This is a genomic window from Microbispora siamensis (assembly GCF_016863095.1).
Classification (GTDB): Bacteria; Actinomycetota; Actinomycetes; order Streptosporangiales; family Streptosporangiaceae; genus Microbispora; species Microbispora siamensis.
In genome coordinates this window covers 206,305-223,091 of record NZ_BOOF01000006.1, presented here as the reverse complement: position 1 = coordinate 223,091, position 16,787 = coordinate 206,305, and the positions used below count along the sequence as shown (strand labels likewise).

Below are 16,787 nucleotides of genomic sequence, written 5' to 3'. Positions count from 1 at the left end.
GATGTGGACGCGGCGGGCGCCCGCCTCGTACGCCGCCTCCCTGACCGCGCGCTGCTCGACGCTCGTGGTGCCGCTCGGCACGGCGACGACGACCCGGGGCTTGGCCAGGTAGCGGTTCTTGTGCGCCACCTGGATGAAGTGCCGCAGCATGCGCTCGGCCGCGTCGAGGTCGGCGATCACGCCGTCCTTGAGCGGGCGCAGCGTGGCGATGTGGGGCGGGGTCCGCCCGATCATCTCCTTCGCCGCGGTCCCGACCGCCACGATCCTGTCCGTGTGCAGGTTGATCGCCACGACCGAGGGCTCGTCGAGGACGACGCCCTTCTTGCGCACGTACACGAGCGTGTTGGCCGTACCGAGATCGACCGCCATGTCCCGGCCGAGCAATCCCCACGGGAAACCCATCGCCGACCAGCTTTCAGAGAGGAGGGAGAGCACGCGTGATCGCTGCCCGGCGGCCCCGCCTCTAAACAGAACGGTCCTTCCCCGTACGAAGCGGACCGCTAGGCGACGCTGAGATAGAGGTCTCTCGCCAGCTTCGTCACCCGCTCGGCCGACTGCGTGAAGGACGCCCCCGAGGGCTGCAGGGTGAGCACCACCATGATCAGCCGGTCGCCGATCACGCCAGTAGTGTGGAGCACCGGACGGCCGAAATCAACCGGGTTGCCGCCCATTGTGACCGCCCCGATACGGTACGACGTCGCCTTCGCGCGGGAGCACCTGACGGGAGGAACCGCGCCATACCCGGACCAGCCCTGCTTGATCGCCCAGGGCCGGGGAACGGCGCGGGGGATGCCGAAGAACTGGTCGAAGCCGTCGCGGGCGCACTGGGACGCCTTGCGCAGGTTGCCGAGGACGAAGTCGCGGACGCGGGGCTCGGCCCGCCGCAGCAGATACCGGTAGACGAGCGCGATGTCGGCCGCGCTGATGGCGGTGTAGCCCCAGAAGCCGGGTTTGGCGGCGGGCGGTGGGGAGGTTTCGGTCAGGCCGATCCTGCGCGCCGTCCGCCGCACGATCTCGCCCTGGCCGCCGCGCCGCCACAGGGCCGTCGCCGCGTCGTCGTCGCTGCCGCGGAGCATGGGGGTCAGGAGCGCCAGGTCGCCGGCCGGGATCGTCCCCTTGTGCCGCTCCAGGTAGTCGACGGCGATGAGGATCTTCACCACCGACGCCGACCGGAACCGGTGGTGCACCTGGCGGGACGCGACCGTCTTGCCCGTGGTCACGTCGACCACGGCATACCCGGCAGTCACCCCGGCGGGCACCCGCACGGGCTTCGCGGGGGACCGGAGCGGACGGGCGGCCCCGTCGGACGCGTCCCTGGTCGCCGGCCCGCTCGCCCGGGCCGTCGCGGAGGGCGGGCTCGCGGCGTCGCCCCCGGATCCGGTGCCCGGCGTCGCGTGCGCCGCCGCCGTCCGGTCCGGGACCGTGCCGCGGCCGTCGGTCGCGCAGCCGGTCAGGAGCGCCGGGAGCACGGCGGCGACGGCCAGGACGGCGGCGGTTCTCGATCGCGTCACGCGACCATGCCTACCAGATCGGCTCCCGGCCTTGGCCGGAAATGTCCGGCACGCGCCCCGGGGCGGGTCAGCGGCCGTCCAGGAGAGGCTGGGTGGGGTCCCAGCGCGTGCCGTCGGCGGCGTCCCTGCGGCGGCGGGCGATCGCCGACAGCGCCTCCAGGACGACCCGGTTGCCCAGATACGCCGTGATGTCCGCATGGTCGTACGGCGGGGCCACCTCTACGATCTCCAGGCCCACGACGGGCAGCTCGTAACAGGTCCTGCGTACGGCGTCGAGGAGCTGGCGGGCCGACAGGCCGCCCGGCTCGGGCGTGCCGGTGCCCGGCGCGTGGCCCGGGTCGCAGACGTCCACGTCGACCGACAGGTAGACCCCGTCGCAGTCGTCGAGCGCGATCGCGTACGCCTCGGTGAGGCACTCGTCGAGGCCCCTGGCGACGATCTCGGTCATCTCGTACGACCGCATGCGCTTCCCGGCCATCCAGTCGAGGATCTCCGGCCCGGGCCAGTAGCCGCGCAGGCCGATCTGCAGGAAGCGGTCGCCCCGGATCGCGCCCGACTCGATGAGCCGCCGCATCGGCTGCCCGTGGCCGTGCAGGTGGCCGAACTCGATGTCGCCGGTGTCGGCGTGCGCGTCGAAGTGGATCATCGAGACGCGGCCGAAGCCGTGGTGGCGGGCCACGCCGGTCGCGTCGGGCAGGGCGATCGTGTGGTCGCCGCCGAGGACGACCGGGATGGCCCCGGAGGCCGCGATCCTGGCGACCGCGTCCTCGATCGCGCGCAGGCTGCCCTCGATGTCCCCGGCGTAGGTCTCCACGTCTCCCGCGTCGAGCACCCGCAGGTCCTTGAGGGCGTCCACGCGCAGCGCCAGGCTCGGGCGGGAGCCGTCGTGGGGGAGGTAACAGGTCTGGCGGATGGCGTTCGGGCCGAAGCGCGCACCCGGGCGGTGGGAGGTGCCGCCGTCGAACGGCGCGCCCAGGATGACGATGTCGGCGTCCGCGTAGCCGGCCGGGTCGTCGAGGTCGCACCGCTCGACGCCGAGGAACGTGATGTCGGGGCCGAACATCTGGCCGTAGCGGGACAATCCAACTCCTCAGGTGAAACCGGTCTTATCGGGCATCACATGCTATTAGGCGACAGGGGCGCCGCGGCCTCGACGAGGAACGGGTCGAGCAGGCCGGGCGTGCCCGCGGCGGCCAGGCGCAGCGCCTCGGCGAGATCCACGTCGCGCACCTGGTAGCCCTGCTTGCCGGCCGCCGTGGTCGCCGTCAGCGTCGCCAAACCGGCCCGGCGCTGGAAGAACGACCGCTCGATGTTCCAGCCGATGACGCCGTCGCACTCCAGGGCCACCCGGCGGCGTGCGAGCGAACCCCAGCGGGTGACCAGATAGCCCGACGCCAGAGCGTGGCCGAGCGAGCGGTAGCGGTCGGCGGCCAGCAGAGCGGTCAGCGGCAGCAGGGCGGCGGCGGTGACCCACGTCCAGGAGGGCAGCCCGGCCCACCACCACAGCGCGAGCAGCGCGGCCAGCACCAGGGCGTGCACGCCGTACGCCCGGGTGAACCTGCGGCGCAGCGCCGCAGGGCCGTGCGCGGTCAGGCTCGCGGTGACCGGCGAGGCCTCGGATGCGGAGACCGAGGGGGCATCGGCGACACGGGGGAGCACGAGCCGGGCCACCGCCACGGCGTCGGCGCGCGGCGCGGGCGGCAGCAGCAGCGACCCGCCGCGCTGAGCGCCCTGCGCCGACCGCAGACCGGTCGTCACCGCGGACAGGCGGGCCCCGCGTACGGCGCGCAGCAGCAACGGCTCCCCGACCTCGACCCCGCGCAGCCGCCGTTCCTCGATGGTGGTGGCCCGGGTGGTCAGCAGCCCCCGGGTCACGTGGAGGGTGCCCTCGGTGTGCCGGGTGAGCCGGAAGTTGCCGAAGGCCAGGACGTAGCCGAGCGTGGAGGCGACGCTCACGAACACCACCAGCACGAGCACCACCGTCGCGATCTCCAGCGGGAGCGACATCGCGCTGAACCACCGCCAGGTCTCCTGGACGGGCCCGACCCTGCCGAGGTCGACGTTGCCCTCCGAGACCAGGCGGGACACGAACCCGGCGACGACGCCCACGGTGACGAGCCCGGACATCGTGAACGGCCCGAACCTCACCCACTGGGGACGCATCCGCGCGAGTTCGGTCTCCGCGGCCGGCGTGCTTCCGGCGGGGGGCGCCACGGGAGACACGGTGGAGGACAACACCGTGGAGGACACCGTGGAGGATGCCATGGCGGCGGCGGGGGAGCGGTGCAGCAGTTCCACGCGCAGGCGGGCGGCCTCGGCGGCGGTCAGCGCGTCCAGCTTGAGCCGGCCCTCGTGCCTGCGCTCCGACATGCCCGTCCCCACCTCCACCCGGGCCAGGCCGAGCACGCGGTGCAGCACGTGGGAGGTGACGTCCACCGTGCGGACCCGGTCGCGGGGCACGGTCACCACCTTGCGGTTCAGCAGGCCGCGGCGGACCTGCACGTGCTCGGGGGTGATGCGGTAGGTCGTGGTGAACCAGCGGAGCATGCCGAGCACGACCATGAGAGCGACGCCCGCGACGCTCCACAGATGGCCCTGCCCCCCGCTGCTCGACCCCGCGACCAGCAGGCCGAGCAGTGCCGGTGCGGCCCGTACGACCTCCTGGAACGGGTGGATCACCAGCATGCGCGGGCTCAGCCGCCGCCAAGCCAGGGTCGTCTCGACGACGTCGATCACGTCGCGTCACCCGCCGTCGCCTGCGCGGTGGCGGTGAGCTCGGCGACCAGGCGCTGGGCCGTGTCCCGGTCGAGGCCGCTGACCTTGATCGGACCGGCGGCGGAGGCGGTGGTGACGGTGACGTTGGCCAGGCGGAAGATCTGCTCCAGCGGGCCGCGCTCGCTGTCCACGGTCTGGATGCGGGAGACGGGGGCGATGCGCCACTCCTGCTTGAACCAGCCCGACTGGGTGAAGACGGCCGCGGACGTGGCCTCCCAGCGGTGCACCCGATAACGCCACTGCGGCATGACCGTGACGTGCGCCACCGCGACGACGGCGGTGACGGCGAGACCGGCCACGTGGGCGGTGACGGGCAGGGCGGTCCCGTCGCCGTCGGCCACGAGCCAGACCACCTGGGCCGCGAGGATGACCAGCCAGCCGAGGGCGGCCCGCGCGGCCCAATACCAGACGGCGGTACGGCTCACACGGTGTTGAGGGGATCGGAGGGTCGGCGTGTCCACGCCTCAACTCTGCCCGATCGTGCGCGTCCCGGCGTAGTGGGGCCGATCCTGGTTCTCCCCGGGACAAATGTCATGCCCCGGCGCCGTACGGCGGGTCAGAGGGCGGACAGCAGCTTGTGGACGTGGGAGAGCGGGTCGGCGCCCACAGGGCGGACGGCGACCGTGGACACGCCCGCCTCCCACAGCCTCCTGACCTGGGCGGACGCCTCCTGCGGCGAACCCGCCGCCATGACGACCTCTTCCGGCGCCACCTGCAGGAACCCCGCCTGCTCCTCCGCCGCGTGCCGCATGGCCTCGCGTGCGTCGTCGCCGACGTAGAGGTGGACGAACGCCACCACTTCGTGATCGCCGGTCGCGCCGATCCCCTCGATCATCGACCGCAACCGATCCGGACTGAGACCCTCGGGGAGGATCGTGCCCTGGGCCACCCGTCCCGACAGCGCCAGCGAGCGCGGGCTCACCACCCCGGCGAGGACGGGCGGCGGCTCGGCCGGCGGGTGGACGAGGCGGACGCCGTCCAGGCTCACCTCGCGTCCGTGCAGGGTGACGGTCTCGCCGCGCAGCAGCGCGCGTACGGACGTGATCGTCTCCTCCAGCAGCGACAGCGGGGACGCGGCGGCGGCGCCCACCTGACGCATCCACGCCTGCACGCCGTGCCCGATCCCCGCGGCCAGCCGCCCGGGGTGGAGACGGGCCAGGTTGGCCAGCTCCATCGCCAGCAGCATCGGGTTGCGCAGGGGCGCGGGGGTGATGCCGATGCCGACGCGCAGGCGCGAGGTCGTGGCCAGTGCGGTGGCGGCAGAGGAGATCGAGCCCGTCCAGCCGAGGTCCTCCACCACCCACAGGTCGGAGACCGCCGTGCCGTCGAGTTCCCCGGCGAACGACGGAAGCGATTCCGGCGGCAGGTCGCGGTCGAAGACGACTCCAAGCCTCACGGGCGGCCCTCCAGAACAAGCGAGATCGGCTCTATGGCCTTCCGAGTATCCAGGACGGAGGCAGGCATCGCGTACGGGGGCGGGTGAAGGAGGAGGGCCGGGCCACGGTGGCCCGGCCCGGATCATGGTGGCACCGGCCGTGCGGCCGTCACTCGCTCGCGCCCTCGGCGGGGCGGTTGGCCTTCTTCGCCTGCTTTGCCGAGCGGGCTTCCTTGATGGCCGTCCTCTTCGCCTTGCCGGTGGACTTCGCGGGCTTCTTCTTCTGAGCGTCGTCAGCCATGATTCCCCCGAATGTACGAGGATGCGCCTTATGTGCGCATCTGAGGGGGTTGATACCCAAGAGAGCGCTGAGACACCCGGCCAGGTGCGGCTCGCGCTGTGAAGGTGCGAGCCGTACCGGTACGCCCGGTCAGACCATCTGGCGCTGCTCGGCGCTGAGCGGGGCGGCGATGTCCTCCAGCGAGCGCCGGGCCGCCTCCACGCCCATGAACCACTGCACCAGCCCGGCCGCCATCATGAGGACGGCGCCGATGGCGTAGCCGACCACGACGTCGCCGACGACCCCGCTCTCCACCAGGCGGCCGAACAGCACGGGCCCGATGATGCCGCCGAGCCCGGTGCCGACGGCGTAGAACAGCGCGATCGCCAGGGCCCTGGTCTCCATCGGGAAGATCTCCGAGACCGTCAGATAGGCGCTGCTCGCCCCCGCGGAGGCGAAGAAGAACACCACCATCCAGCAGGCCGTGAGGGTCACCGGGGTCAGCGCGTGCGCGTTGAACAGCGCGGCGGTGCCCAGCAGGAGCAGGCCGGACAGCACGTAGGTGCCCGCGATCATGGTCCGGCGCCCGACCGTGTCGAAGAACCGGCCGAGCAGGACCGGGCCGAGGAAGTTCCCGATCGCGATCGGGACGAGGTACCACGGCGTGCTGCCGTCCGGCACCTTGAAGAACTTCGACAGCACCAGCGCGTACGTGAAGAAGATCGAGTTGTACAGGAACGCCTGACCGATGAACAGCGACAGGCCGACGGTCGTGCGCTTGGGATAGCGGCGCAGCAGCGTGGCCGCCACCTCCGACAGCGGGGTGTGCGTCCGCTGGTTGATCCTGATCTCCCCGTGCGCCGGTTCGAGCGTCTTGCCGCTCTCCTCGCGGACCTTCGTCTCGATGTCCCGCACGATCTCCTCGGCCTCTTCGCCGCGGCCGTGGATGAACAGCCAGCGCGGACTCTCGGGCACGGTCCTGCGGACCAGCAGGATCGCCACGCCGAGGACGGCGCCCATGCCGAACAGCAGGCGCCAGCCGAGACCGGCCGGCAGCAGGCTCGTGTCGAGCGCCGGGATCGCGATGAGCGCGCCGAGCGCGGTGCCGAGCCAGAAGGAGCCGTTCACCACCAGGTCGACCGTGCCGCGCACGCGGGCGGGGATGAGCTCGTCGATCGCCGAGTTGATCGCCGCGTACTCGCCCCCGATGCCGGCGCCGGTGAAGAACCGGCACAGGTAGAAGTACCAGGCGTCGTGCGAGAACGCCGTGGCCACGGTGGCGGCCAGGTAGACGGCGAGCGTGACCAGGAAGAGCTTCTTGCGCCCGAATCGGTCCGTCAGGTGGCCGAAGAAGAGAGCGCCGAGGCAGGCTCCCGCGACGTACACGCCGGCGGCGATCCCGACCTCGCTGTCGGTGAGTCCCAGCCCGCTGCTCGGGTCCGTGATCCGGGGGCCGATGACCCCCACGATGGTCACCTCGAGCCCGTCGAGGATCCAGACGGTGCCGAGTCCGATGAGCACGAGCCAGTGCCAACGAGCCCAGGGGAGCCGATCCAGCCGCGCGGGAATGTCGGTGCTTATTTGCGCCATATCGTCCCCTTCTCCGCAAGATATGGCGCCCGTCTACCCCGGATCCGGCCAGAAATTCATTCTGCTTCTCACCAGTCTCGGTCCTGACCGGTGCGCAATGGCGGTCAGGCCGTCCTCGTGCTCTCGCTCTCCACGCCCCTGGGCGGAGGTACGGCGGCGTCGTGCCCGAGCTCGAACCACACGCAGACCCCGGTGCGGCTGGCCGACACCCCCCATCGCCGGGTGAACAGGTCCACGAGGTGGACGCCGCGGCCCGGCGTCAGCTCGGGAGACGTCCAGCACCCGCAGCCCTGGGTCGACAACGTGACGCGGACCGCGGCGGGTGTGGCCAGGACCGACACGCCGTACCCCGGCGGGCGTCCGCAGGAGACGGCGTGCCGCAGGGACTCGGCGACCAGCTCGCCGATCAGTTGCACGGCGTCGTCGCGGCAGGGGTGGCCGTCGCCGAGACGGCTCGCCACGAACCGCCGGGCGGCCCGCACTTGGGACGGGTCTCCCGAGAAGGGGGGTGAGATCGCGATTCTCCCCGAGAGGTTGAGAATTGTCATCCCGTGATAACTCCCTGTGCACCCGTCTGCGGATGGCGATTCGAGGTCCGTGCAAGACTTCGTTCATCCTGCACTTTGCAAAACGACTACGCAATATGGCGAATGCACGATTGCATAGTTTCCTTTTGCGGCGAAAGGGAGAGTTCGGTTCATGAGGGGAGTTGGCGGCCCTACAGTCCGGCTCCGCCGGCTTTCCGGTGAGCTGACCCGTCTGCGGCGTGAAGCCGGGTTCGGCCGGGAGGAGGTCGCGCGGCGGCTCGGCGTGGCGGTCTCCACCGTCTACCGGATCGAGGCCGGCCACACCCGCCCGCAGACCCGGACCATCCGCGACCTGCTCGACCTCTACGGCGTCGAGGGTTCGGAACGGGAGGCGCTGGTCGCGCTGGCCAGGGACGCCACCCGGCGGGGCTGGTGGCGCGCCTACGACGACGTGCTGCCCGGGCCGTACGTCGGGCTGGAGGCCGAGGCGTCGTCGGTGCGCAACTACGAGCCGCTGCTGGTCCCCGGGCTGCTGCAGACCGAGGACTACGCTCGCGCGGTGATCGGCGCGGCCCTGGTCAAGGACCCGGCGGAGATCGAGCGGCGGGCGGCGGCCCGGATGGAGCGCCAGCGGCGCCTGACCGGGCCCGCCCCGCTGGAGCTGTGGGCCGTCCTCGACGAGGCGGCGCTGCGCCGGCCCGTGGGCGGCCCGCCCGTGATGGCCGAGCAGCTGCGCAGGCTGCGGGAGATGGCCGTCCAGCCGAACGTCACCGTGCAGGTGCTGCCGTTCGACGCGGGTGCCTACCTCGGCATGGGCAACTCGATGGCGATCCTGGCCTTCCCCGATCCCGGCGACGCCGACGTGGTGCTGCTGGAGAACATGAGCGGCGAGCTCTACCTGGAGGATCCGGCGGAGATCCGCGGATACGTCCAGGTCTTCGATCATCTTCGTGCCGCCGCGCTCGGCCCGGAGAAGTCCATGGAAATGATCATTTCGGTCGAGAAGGAGATGGCAGGACGATGAGGGGACTCGTACCGGCGGACGACCTGGCCTGCGCCGTCTGGCGTAAGGCGGCGCGCTCGAACACCGTCGGCAACCAGTGCGTGGAGGTCGCGCGCCTGCGTGACGGCGTCGCCGTACGCGACTCGAAGGATCCCCAGGGGCCGCGGCTGATGTTCACCCCCGGCGAGTGGGAGGCGTTCATCGAAGGGGTCAAGGGCGGGGAGTTCGACCTGTCCTGACAGCTCCCGTACCCGTACGGCCCGTCTCCGTCATGGATGGAGCGGGCCGTACGGCGTTTCGTCGCCGGCCCTGAATGGCGGGCGCTCCACCGGGCAGGAGACCTGGCATGCGAAGGGAAGACGACCGATACATCGATACCGTCCGCGACGACGCAGACGAGCCGGATATCGCCGGCGAGTGGACGCCGTCCGCCACGGATCCGCCCAACGCGGAGCCGGACGACAAGAACCCTGACGAACGCTGGGACAAGCCGACAGAGGTGTGAGGGAGGACCGTCATGACCATGGGAGTCGACCCGCGGGACCTGGGCGACGAGGATCTGATCCGCGAGTTGCGCCACCTGCACGAGACCCGGTCGGAGACGTTCTTCCACGGGTCGGACGACGCGCTGGAGCGCCACACCTCCCGGACGCAGGAGCTGGAAGGCGAGTACCTCGAACGCTACCCGGACCGGCAGGTCGATCCGGAGCGGTTGCGCGAGGGGGCGAGGCAGCGGAGTGCCTGACGAGGAGAGCCTGGAAGACGTCCAGGAGATGACGACGGCGGACATGACGGTCTACGAGGCCGTCGCCGCTTTGAACACGGAGGAACGGCCCGCGACCGCCGCCGAGGTCGCGGAAATGACCGGTCTCCCGGAGGACGACGTACGGCGGTGCCTCGCCGGCCTGGCCGAGGGCGGCAGGCTGGTGCCCAAGGGAGACGCCTACGTTCTCGGCACCCACGACTGGGGGCTCGAGTACTGACGGCGCGCGCTCAGGAGGCGGTGCTTGGCCGGGGAGAGGACGCGTCACGCGCTCGAGGACCTGCTTCTCCTCGTTGACGTGCTTTGGCTCGTTGAGGAGAGATGTGAAAGAGCCTGCTTTGGTGCGTTGGCGTTGCACCGCGCTTCGCGCTCACGGGCGGGCTTTGCTCATGATCAGGCGGACGCGCTCACGGGCGGGCGGGTGCTCCGGCCGGCCGTGATAGTTGCGGCCCCGTGAGCCGCGGGAGCGGCCATCGCGGGCGCGGTGGTACCTGGCACGGTCTTACGCCGGCCTCCGCACCCGCCCGCCCCCGGCGCTCCGCGCCGGCGGCGAGGCGGGCCGCGGAGGTCAGGAGCAGGCGGAGGCGAGCTGCTGGGTCGCCTGGATGGCCTTCTGGCCCGACTCGGCGAGCTTGGTCGCGGCGGCCGGGTCCGACAGGTCGATCTTGAAGGACCCCCACGAGTCGGCCATGCCGGCGAGCGTCACCTTCAGGTCGCCGTCGGCCTTGCCCGACAGGTCCTTGAGCTGCGCGGCCAGGTCGCTGGTCGCGGTGTTGATGCCCTTGATGTCGCCGGCCGCGGCGGCGGCCTTGCTGCTGTAGTCGGTGAACGCCTTGGTCGCCTCCTCGCAGACGGCCGTCTGGCTCCCGCTGCAGGCGGCGGTCAGACCGAGAAGGGCGGACGCCGCGACGACGGCGAGGCTGTTCCTGAGGATGTTCATGATGCCTTCCTGGGTGATCTGCAACGCGTCAGACACTAGGAATCGCCTCTTTCACAGTGCTTTCAGCCCGCTTGCAACCGGGGTCGTCGAAGATCCTTGGCCCGGCCGCTCCGCGTCGTATGCTTGCCGCCATGACGCGACGGCTTGCGGAGGTTGCGAAGAAGGTCGGGGTCAGCGAGGCCACGGTGAGTCGCGTCCTCAACGGCAAGGCCGGGGTCTCCGAGGCCACCCGGGAGGCCGTGCTGACGGCTCTCGACGTGCTCGGCTATGAGCGGCCCACGCAGTTGCGCGGCGAGCGCGCCCGGCTGGTCGGGCTCGTCCTGCCCGAGCTGCAGAACCCCATCTTCCCGGCGTTCGCCGAGGTCGTCGGCGGGGCGCTGGCACAGCAGGGGTTCACCCCCGTGCTCTGTACGCGTACGGTCGGCGGGATCTCGGAGGCCGACTACGTGGATCTGCTGTTGCAGCAGCAGGTGTCCGGCGTGGTCTTCGCCGGGGGTCTCTACACGCAGACCGGCGTCGTCCACGAGCACTACCTGCGGCTGGTCGAGCGGCGGCTGCCCACCGTGCTGGTCAACGCCGCGGCCGATCACTGGGACTTTCCCCGCGTCTCCTGCGACGACACGATCGCGGTGGAGCAGGCGCTGGGCCACCTGCGCGCGCTCGGCCACCAGCGGATCGGCCTGGTCGTCGGTCCCGCCGACCACATGCCGTCCATCCGGAAACTGGAGGCGTTCCGGGCCGCGGGCGGCGAGCTGGTCGAGCACACGATGCACTCGCTGGAGGGCGGCCACGCGGCGGCGCTGAAGCTCGTGCGGCAGGACGTCACGGGGATCATCTGCGGCAGCGACCCGCTGGCCCTCGGAGCCATCCGCGCGGCGCGGCGGGCCGGCCGGCGCGTGCCCCAGGACGTGTCCGTCGTCGGGTACGACGACTCCGCGCTCATGACATGCGTGGACCCGCCGCTGACGACGGTGCGTCAGCCGATCGAGGCGATGGGCCGGGCCGCGGTGGAGCTGCTGGTCAGCCAGATCGAGGGCGCCGCGGTGGCGACGGGCGAGTTGTTGTTCGAGCCGGAGCTGGTGGTCCGCTCCTCCACCGGACGCGTCGGCGTCCCCGTCACCTGACGGCCTGCCGGGGGTCATGCTGTGTGGGGGAGCCCGGAGGAGGAGGCGTCCACTCCTCCTCCGGGCGTCCCGTTCCGGGTTACGAGGCGTACGCCTCGAACTCGGAGATCTGCGCGGCCGGCCAGCCGGTGTTACCGGTGACGTTCAGCCGCAGGTAGCGCCGGGCGGCGGCGGGCACGGCGATGGTGACGGTGTTGCCGGTCGCCGGGTCGAACGTGTAGCCCGCGGGTCCGGCGATCGTGGTGTAGTTCGTGCCGTCCGTGCTGCCGAGGACCGCAAGGGTCTGGGTGCGGGTGGCCCAGGCGGCGCTCGGCGGCAGCTTGAGCACCACCCTGCCGACCGTGACGGACGCGCCGAGGTCCACGGTCAGGGTCTGCGGGAACGCGTTGTTGGCCGACTCCCAGTAGGTGCCCGCGTTTCCGTCGGTCGCGTTGCCCGCCACGTACACGTCGGCGTGGCTGCTCGCGCTGACCGCCTTGCCCCGGGCGAGGTTTCCGGTGGGCGGCGGGCTGGGGGAGACACTGGGTGAGGGGCTGGGGGTGGCGCCGGTGCCGTACACCTCGAAGGCCGACAGCTGCCCGGCCGGCCAGCCGGTGTTGCCGGTGACCGTCACCCGGACGTAGCGGACGTTCGCGGTCGTGAAGGGGATGTTCGCCGTGTTCCCGGTGGCCGGGTCGAACGTACGGCCCGCCGAGGGGGACAAGGTGGTGTAGTTCGTCCCGTCCGCGCTGCCCAGGACCGCAAGGGTCTGGGTGCGGGTGGCCCAGGCGGCGCTCGGCGGCAGCTTGAGCACCACCCGCTGGACCGGGGTCACCGCGCACAGGTCTACGGTGATCGACTGGGGAAAGGCGTTGTTGGCCGACTCCCAGTAGGTGGTGGTGTCGCCGTCCACGGCGTTGGCCGGGACGTACGTCTGCGTGCTGCTCGTCGCCGTGACCGTCTTGCCCCGGGCGAGGTCGCCGCTGCCGGGATCGCACGCCGTGGGGTTTGGCGAGGGGGAGGGGGAGGCGGAGGGCGAGGTGGACGGCGACGGGCTCGGGCTGGGGTCGCCGCCGTCGTAGATGTAGTTCGGCGCGGGCCACTGGCCGGTGCAGACGGTGGAGTTCAGGCTCCAGCCGGAGTTGCCCGTGCCGTACGTGGGGGCGAATCCGGTGCCCACGCAGTTGTGGATCGCCACGCCCGCGCCGATGTGGGCCGCCCGGACGTTGGTGAAGCTCGCCTTCGCCGCCGCCTGCGCCTGGATCATGTACGTCCCGGTGCCGTCGATGTTCACGTTCGAGAAGTTGACGGTCTGGGTGCTGCCCTCGATGAACTGGATGGCCTCGTAGGAACTGTCGATGATGTCGGTGTCGGTCACGTTGATCGTCGCGTTGATCGGCTCGTTGAGGCCGTCGAACCAGATCGCGCCGACGCCGAAGTTCCAGTTGTAGTCGCTGTTGCCGGCCCGGATGAGGGTGTTGCGGGCGACGGTGATCGTGCCGGCGACCGCCGTGCCCTGGCCGGAGTTCACCCCTGGATAGCGGTTGGCGACGTGGATGCCGCCGCCGTTGGTGAGCGTGTCGCTGACCACGTTGTCGGTGATCTTTATGTCCCGGCCGCCGTACGTCACGATGTTGTTGGCCAGGACCGGCGCGACCACGGTGTTGAAGGTGAACGCGTTGTTCGCGTTGGCGATCCGGTCGGGCCACATCGCCAGGCCGTCGTCACCGCTGTTGCGGACGAAGGTGTTGGTCACCGTGGAGTTGGTGACGCCGGTGTGGAAGTTCACGCCGTCGGCGGTCTGGTCGAGGATGCGGCTGTTCTTTAACGTGAAGTTGTCCATCGGGCCGTCCATCCAGGCCCCGACCTTGGTGTGCTGGATCCACAGGTTGTCGACCACCGAATCGGTCATCGCGCCCCCGAGGGCGTTGACCTGGTCGTCGTCCACCCGTTCTGTGATGTCGCCGATGATCGCGAAGTCCCGCAGGGTGACGTTGCGGCTCGGCCCGCCCGCCTCGTGCGGCCGGATCCCGCCGGTGTAGCCGCCGCCGCTGACGTACTTGCCGTAGACGCCGACGGCCCGGTTGCGCTGGGTGGGATGGCGGCCGGTGAGCACGCTGTACCAGGGCCCGGCCCCGCGCAGCGTGACCCCGTCCACGACCACGTGGTCCCACAGGATGTACGTCCCGGCCGGGATGTAGACCTCCTTACCCTGGGCCTTTCCGGCGTCCACGGCGGCCTGGAAGGCGGCGGTGGAGTCGCTCGTGCCGTTGCGGTCGGCACCGAAGTCGTCGACCGAAAGCGACCCGGCGGGCCGGGGGATCGGGTCCGGCACGAGTTCGAAGTCGGCGAGGTCCACGACGACCCACGGCGCGGCCGAGGTGGAGGCCACTTGGATCCTGACCTTGGTGCCCGCCGCCAGGGTGGACCCGAACATCGTCCGGGTCTCGTCGTAGAAGTGGTGCGGCTTGTCGCCGGGTGTGTTGCCGAACGGGTAGCCGCCGTAGAACCAGCCGTACCGGGAGGTGAACTGCAGGTCCTTGAGCTTGGTCCCGTTGATCCTCAGGTCGACCGGTGCCGTGATGCCCGTTCCGGCCGCGTTGTCCGGCACGCTGTAACGCACGGTCATGGCGTTGGCGGGCTTGGGCAGGGTGAACTCGACGTACTCTCCCGGCGCGTCGAGCCGTACGGCCCGGCGGCCCGACGCCTCGGACGGCAGGTGCGTGTAGACGCGGTCCGGGCCGATCTGCTCGCCGTTGGTCGCGGCGGCCTCGGCCTCGATCTCCGTGAACGGCACGGTCGCGCCTCTTCCCGGCACGGAGAAGGGCGACGGCGAGGTCGCGGCCGACGACGTGCCGGGGAACGCCACCACGCTCCCCAGAGCGATCAGCGCCCCCGCCACCGCGATTGCGGCTCCGGATCGTCTCATGAGGTTCCTTTCTGCATGCGAGACCCGGGAGATGCGGCGTGGACGCTGGACCGCCACACCTCCGAAGAAGGCGAGTGGCCCACACGATAAGTTGACGAACAACCATCTGCAATATTCCGACGAGAAGTCGCAAGATGACATGCGCGTTACGACATCACGTAATCCCAGCCCCGAGCCCTCTGGAACGCTCCGCACCTCGGCCGGAGGAGTGCGCGGGACGGCGCCCAGGGGATCGCGATCGGTGCGGCCCCACTCGCGGGGCGAGGCAGTGGTCTGACGTGCTGTTCGCGATCACATGCGCAAGCGAATGAAAGCGTTTGCGCTCACTGTCGTATAGTTGCGTCCATGACACGACGGCTTGCGGAAGTGGCCAAGAAGGTGGGCGTGAGCGAGGCGACGGTGAGCCGCGTGCTCAACGGCAAGCCGGGGGTCTCCGACGCCACCAGAGAGGCGGTGCTCACCGCGCTCGACGTGCTGGGATACGAGCGGCCCACCCAGTTGCGCGGCGACCGCGGCCGGCTCGTCGGCCTGGTCCTCCCCGAGCTGCAGAACCCGATCTTCCCGGCGTTCGCCGAGGTCGTGGGGGGCGCGCTGGCCCAGCAGGGGTTCACGTCCGTGCTGTGCACCCGGACCGTGGGCGGCGTCTCCGAGTCCGACTACGTGGACCTGCTCCTCCAGCAGCACGTGTCCGGCATGGTCTTCGCCGGCGGCCTGTACGCCCAGGGGGACGCCTCCCACAGCCACTACCGCAGGGTCCTCGAACGCAAGCTGCCGACCGTGCTCGTCAACGCCGCGGTCGAGCACCTCGGATTTCCGCAGGTGTCGTGCGACGACGTCGCCGCGGCCGAGATCGCGCTCGCCCATCTCATGGCGCTCGGGCACCGTCAGGTGGCGATGCTGCTCGGCCCGCCCGACCACGTGCCGTCCCAGCGCAAGCTCGCCGCGTTCCGGGCGTACGCGGCCGCCAACGGCCTGGAACTCGACCCCGACCACGTCGAGCACACGATGTTCTCGCTGGAAGGCGGGCACGCCGCCGCCACGCGCATGGTCGCCAGGGGCGTGACCGGCATCATCTGCGCCAGCGACGTGCTCGCCCTCGGCGCGATCAGGGCCGCCCGCCGGGCGGGCCTGTCGGTGCCCGAGGACGTCTCCGTCATCGGCTATGACGACTCGGCGCTGATGAACTGCGTGGACCCGCCGCTGACGACGGTGCGTCAGCCCATCGACGCGATGGGCAGGGCGGCCGTCGAGCTCCTGGTGGCCCAGATCGACGCCGCCGTGGTGCCCGGGGACGAGCTGCTGTTCGAGCCCGAACTGGTCGTCCGCGCCTCGACCGCCCCCGCCCCCCGCTCCTAGTGGGCTGGCTGGTCACCGTCACCAACCTTGGCCGTGCTGGTCACCGTCACGAACCTGGGGCGGGTTGGGCGGCGTCATGGACCATGGGCAAGTCGGTCACTGCGCCGGAAGGAAACTCCGGTCCTCGCGAAGCCCGCTCCGCTGGGCCTTCGCTGCGGTCCTCGCTCCCTTCCGCTCCGCTCCCTCCACCCCGGTGAACGTGTGTGGCGCGGAGCGCCGGGGGCGGGCGGGTGCGGAGGCCGGCGTAAGACCGTGCCCTGTACCACCGCGCCCGCGATGGCCGCTCCCGCGGCTCACCGGGCCGCAACTATCACGGCCGGCCGGAGCACCCGCCCGCTCTTGAGCGCGTCCCTGCTCCTCCACGTCGTCGCATGTCCCTGCTCCCCACGCCGTCGCAGGTCCCTGCTCCCCACGCCGTCGTGCGGTCCTGCGTGCGCTTCGGGCCGTTCGAGTCCTGTGCACAGCGATGGCATGCCAGTCACAGACCGATCACTGTCACTTTTTTGCAGAGTTAATGACGAACTATTGCTCAGTCCTGCATGCCTCTGTATGTTTCTCGCAACCGAGCGGATCGGGGCGCTCCAGTCGGCCCCGAGCCGCGTGCTTCGACGGGTCGTGGTGCGCGGTTCCAGAAG

Annotated in this window: 18 protein-coding genes; 7 read left to right on the top strand and 11 right to left on the bottom strand. The window is 71.0% G+C overall.

Annotated elements, in window-relative coordinates:
- The 9 genes from Msi02_RS09545 to Msi02_RS09510 all read right to left on the bottom strand — a co-directional run.
- A partial coding sequence (locus Msi02_RS09545; RefSeq protein WP_505745417.1) for a rod shape-determining protein occupies positions 1-402 on the bottom strand: 402 nt, incomplete at its 3' end.
- Positions 403-500: 98 nt separating this feature from the next.
- Complete coding sequence (locus Msi02_RS09540; protein WP_204047988.1) at positions 501-1,511, bottom strand: serine hydrolase; 1,011 nt, start codon at positions 1,509-1,511, stop codon at positions 501-503.
- Positions 1,512-1,578: 67 nt separating this feature from the next.
- On the bottom strand, positions 1,579-2,592 hold the full coding sequence (speB, locus tag Msi02_RS09535) for an agmatinase (protein ID WP_239108257.1): 1,014 nt from the start codon (positions 2,590-2,592) through the stop codon (positions 1,579-1,581).
- Between the two features lie 35 nt (positions 2,593-2,627).
- A complete protein-coding gene (locus Msi02_RS09530; RefSeq protein ID WP_204047987.1) occupies positions 2,628-4,247 on the bottom strand; it encodes a PH domain-containing protein in 1,620 nt (539 codons plus the stop codon).
- The gene (locus Msi02_RS09525) at positions 4,244-4,711 is read right to left on the bottom strand and encodes a PH domain-containing protein (RefSeq protein ID WP_239108256.1); all 468 of its coding nucleotides are present in this window, start codon (positions 4,709-4,711) and stop codon (positions 4,244-4,246) included. The genes Msi02_RS09530 and Msi02_RS09525 overlap by 4 nt, the downstream gene beginning before the upstream one ends.
- 131 nt (positions 4,712-4,842) lie before the next feature.
- Entirely contained in the window at positions 4,843-5,682 is an 840-nt protein-coding gene (locus tag Msi02_RS09520) for an LLM class flavin-dependent oxidoreductase (protein ID WP_239108255.1), read from the bottom strand.
- Positions 5,683-5,830: 148 nt separating this feature from the next.
- Positions 5,831-5,962: a hypothetical protein gene (locus Msi02_RS43890; protein WP_256863183.1), complete on the bottom strand. Its 132-nt coding sequence runs from the start codon at positions 5,960-5,962 to the stop codon at positions 5,831-5,833.
- 129 nt (positions 5,963-6,091) lie between these two features.
- Complete coding sequence (locus Msi02_RS09515) at positions 6,092-7,531, bottom strand: MFS transporter (protein ID WP_204047984.1); 1,440 nt, start codon at positions 7,529-7,531, stop codon at positions 6,092-6,094.
- Positions 7,532-7,635: 104 nt separating this feature from the next.
- Positions 7,636-8,079: an ATP-binding protein gene (locus Msi02_RS09510; RefSeq protein WP_143737780.1), complete on the bottom strand. Its 444-nt coding sequence runs from the start codon at positions 8,077-8,079 to the stop codon at positions 7,636-7,638.
- Between the two features lie 151 nt (positions 8,080-8,230).
- Here Msi02_RS09510 and Msi02_RS09505 point away from each other — a divergent pair, with 151 nt between their 5' ends.
- From Msi02_RS09505 to Msi02_RS09485, 5 genes are all read left to right on the top strand, one after another.
- Complete coding sequence (locus tag Msi02_RS09505) at positions 8,231-9,082, top strand: helix-turn-helix domain-containing protein (RefSeq protein ID WP_204047983.1); 852 nt, start codon at positions 8,231-8,233, stop codon at positions 9,080-9,082.
- Complete coding sequence (locus Msi02_RS09500) at positions 9,079-9,300, top strand: DUF397 domain-containing protein (RefSeq protein WP_030510575.1); 222 nt, start codon at positions 9,079-9,081, stop codon at positions 9,298-9,300. The genes Msi02_RS09505 and Msi02_RS09500 overlap by 4 nt, the downstream gene beginning before the upstream one ends.
- 107 nt (positions 9,301-9,407) lie before the next feature.
- Positions 9,408-9,566 (top strand): hypothetical protein, encoded by a 159-nt coding sequence (locus Msi02_RS09495; protein WP_204047982.1) that lies wholly within the window; start codon positions 9,408-9,410, stop codon positions 9,564-9,566.
- 12 nt (positions 9,567-9,578) lie between these two features.
- Complete coding sequence (locus Msi02_RS09490; protein ID WP_079319741.1) at positions 9,579-9,806, top strand: DUF6158 family protein; 228 nt, start codon at positions 9,579-9,581, stop codon at positions 9,804-9,806.
- Positions 9,799-10,044 carry a helix-turn-helix domain-containing protein gene (locus Msi02_RS09485; protein ID WP_204047981.1) on the top strand — a complete coding sequence of 82 codons (246 nt, stop codon included), beginning with the start codon at positions 9,799-9,801 and terminating at the stop codon, positions 10,042-10,044. Before Msi02_RS09490 ends, Msi02_RS09485 begins: the two co-directional genes overlap by 8 nt.
- A 348-nt stretch (positions 10,045-10,392) precedes the next feature.
- Here the strand turns inward: Msi02_RS09485 and Msi02_RS09480 are convergent, their stop codons facing one another.
- A complete protein-coding gene (locus tag Msi02_RS09480) occupies positions 10,393-10,764 on the bottom strand; it encodes a DUF8711 family protein (protein WP_204047980.1) in 372 nt (123 codons plus the stop codon).
- Between the two features lie 131 nt (positions 10,765-10,895).
- Here Msi02_RS09480 and Msi02_RS09475 point away from each other — a divergent pair, with 131 nt between their 5' ends.
- Positions 10,896-11,888, top strand: a complete 993-nt coding sequence (locus Msi02_RS09475) for a LacI family DNA-binding transcriptional regulator (RefSeq protein WP_079319751.1) — start codon at positions 10,896-10,898, stop codon at positions 11,886-11,888.
- Positions 11,889-11,967: 79 nt separating this feature from the next.
- On the opposite strand, the gene Msi02_RS09470 is transcribed toward Msi02_RS09475, so the two are convergent.
- Positions 11,968-14,796 carry a discoidin domain-containing protein gene (locus Msi02_RS09470; RefSeq protein WP_204047979.1) on the bottom strand — a complete coding sequence of 943 codons (2,829 nt, stop codon included), beginning with the start codon at positions 14,794-14,796 and terminating at the stop codon, positions 11,968-11,970.
- Between the two features lie 345 nt (positions 14,797-15,141).
- Between Msi02_RS09470 and Msi02_RS09465 the strand changes: the two genes are divergently transcribed.
- Positions 15,142-16,152, top strand: coding sequence for a LacI family DNA-binding transcriptional regulator (locus Msi02_RS09465; RefSeq protein WP_079319737.1), 1,011 nt, complete (start codon positions 15,142-15,144; stop codon positions 16,150-16,152).
- Positions 16,153-16,787: the final 635 nt, after the last annotated feature.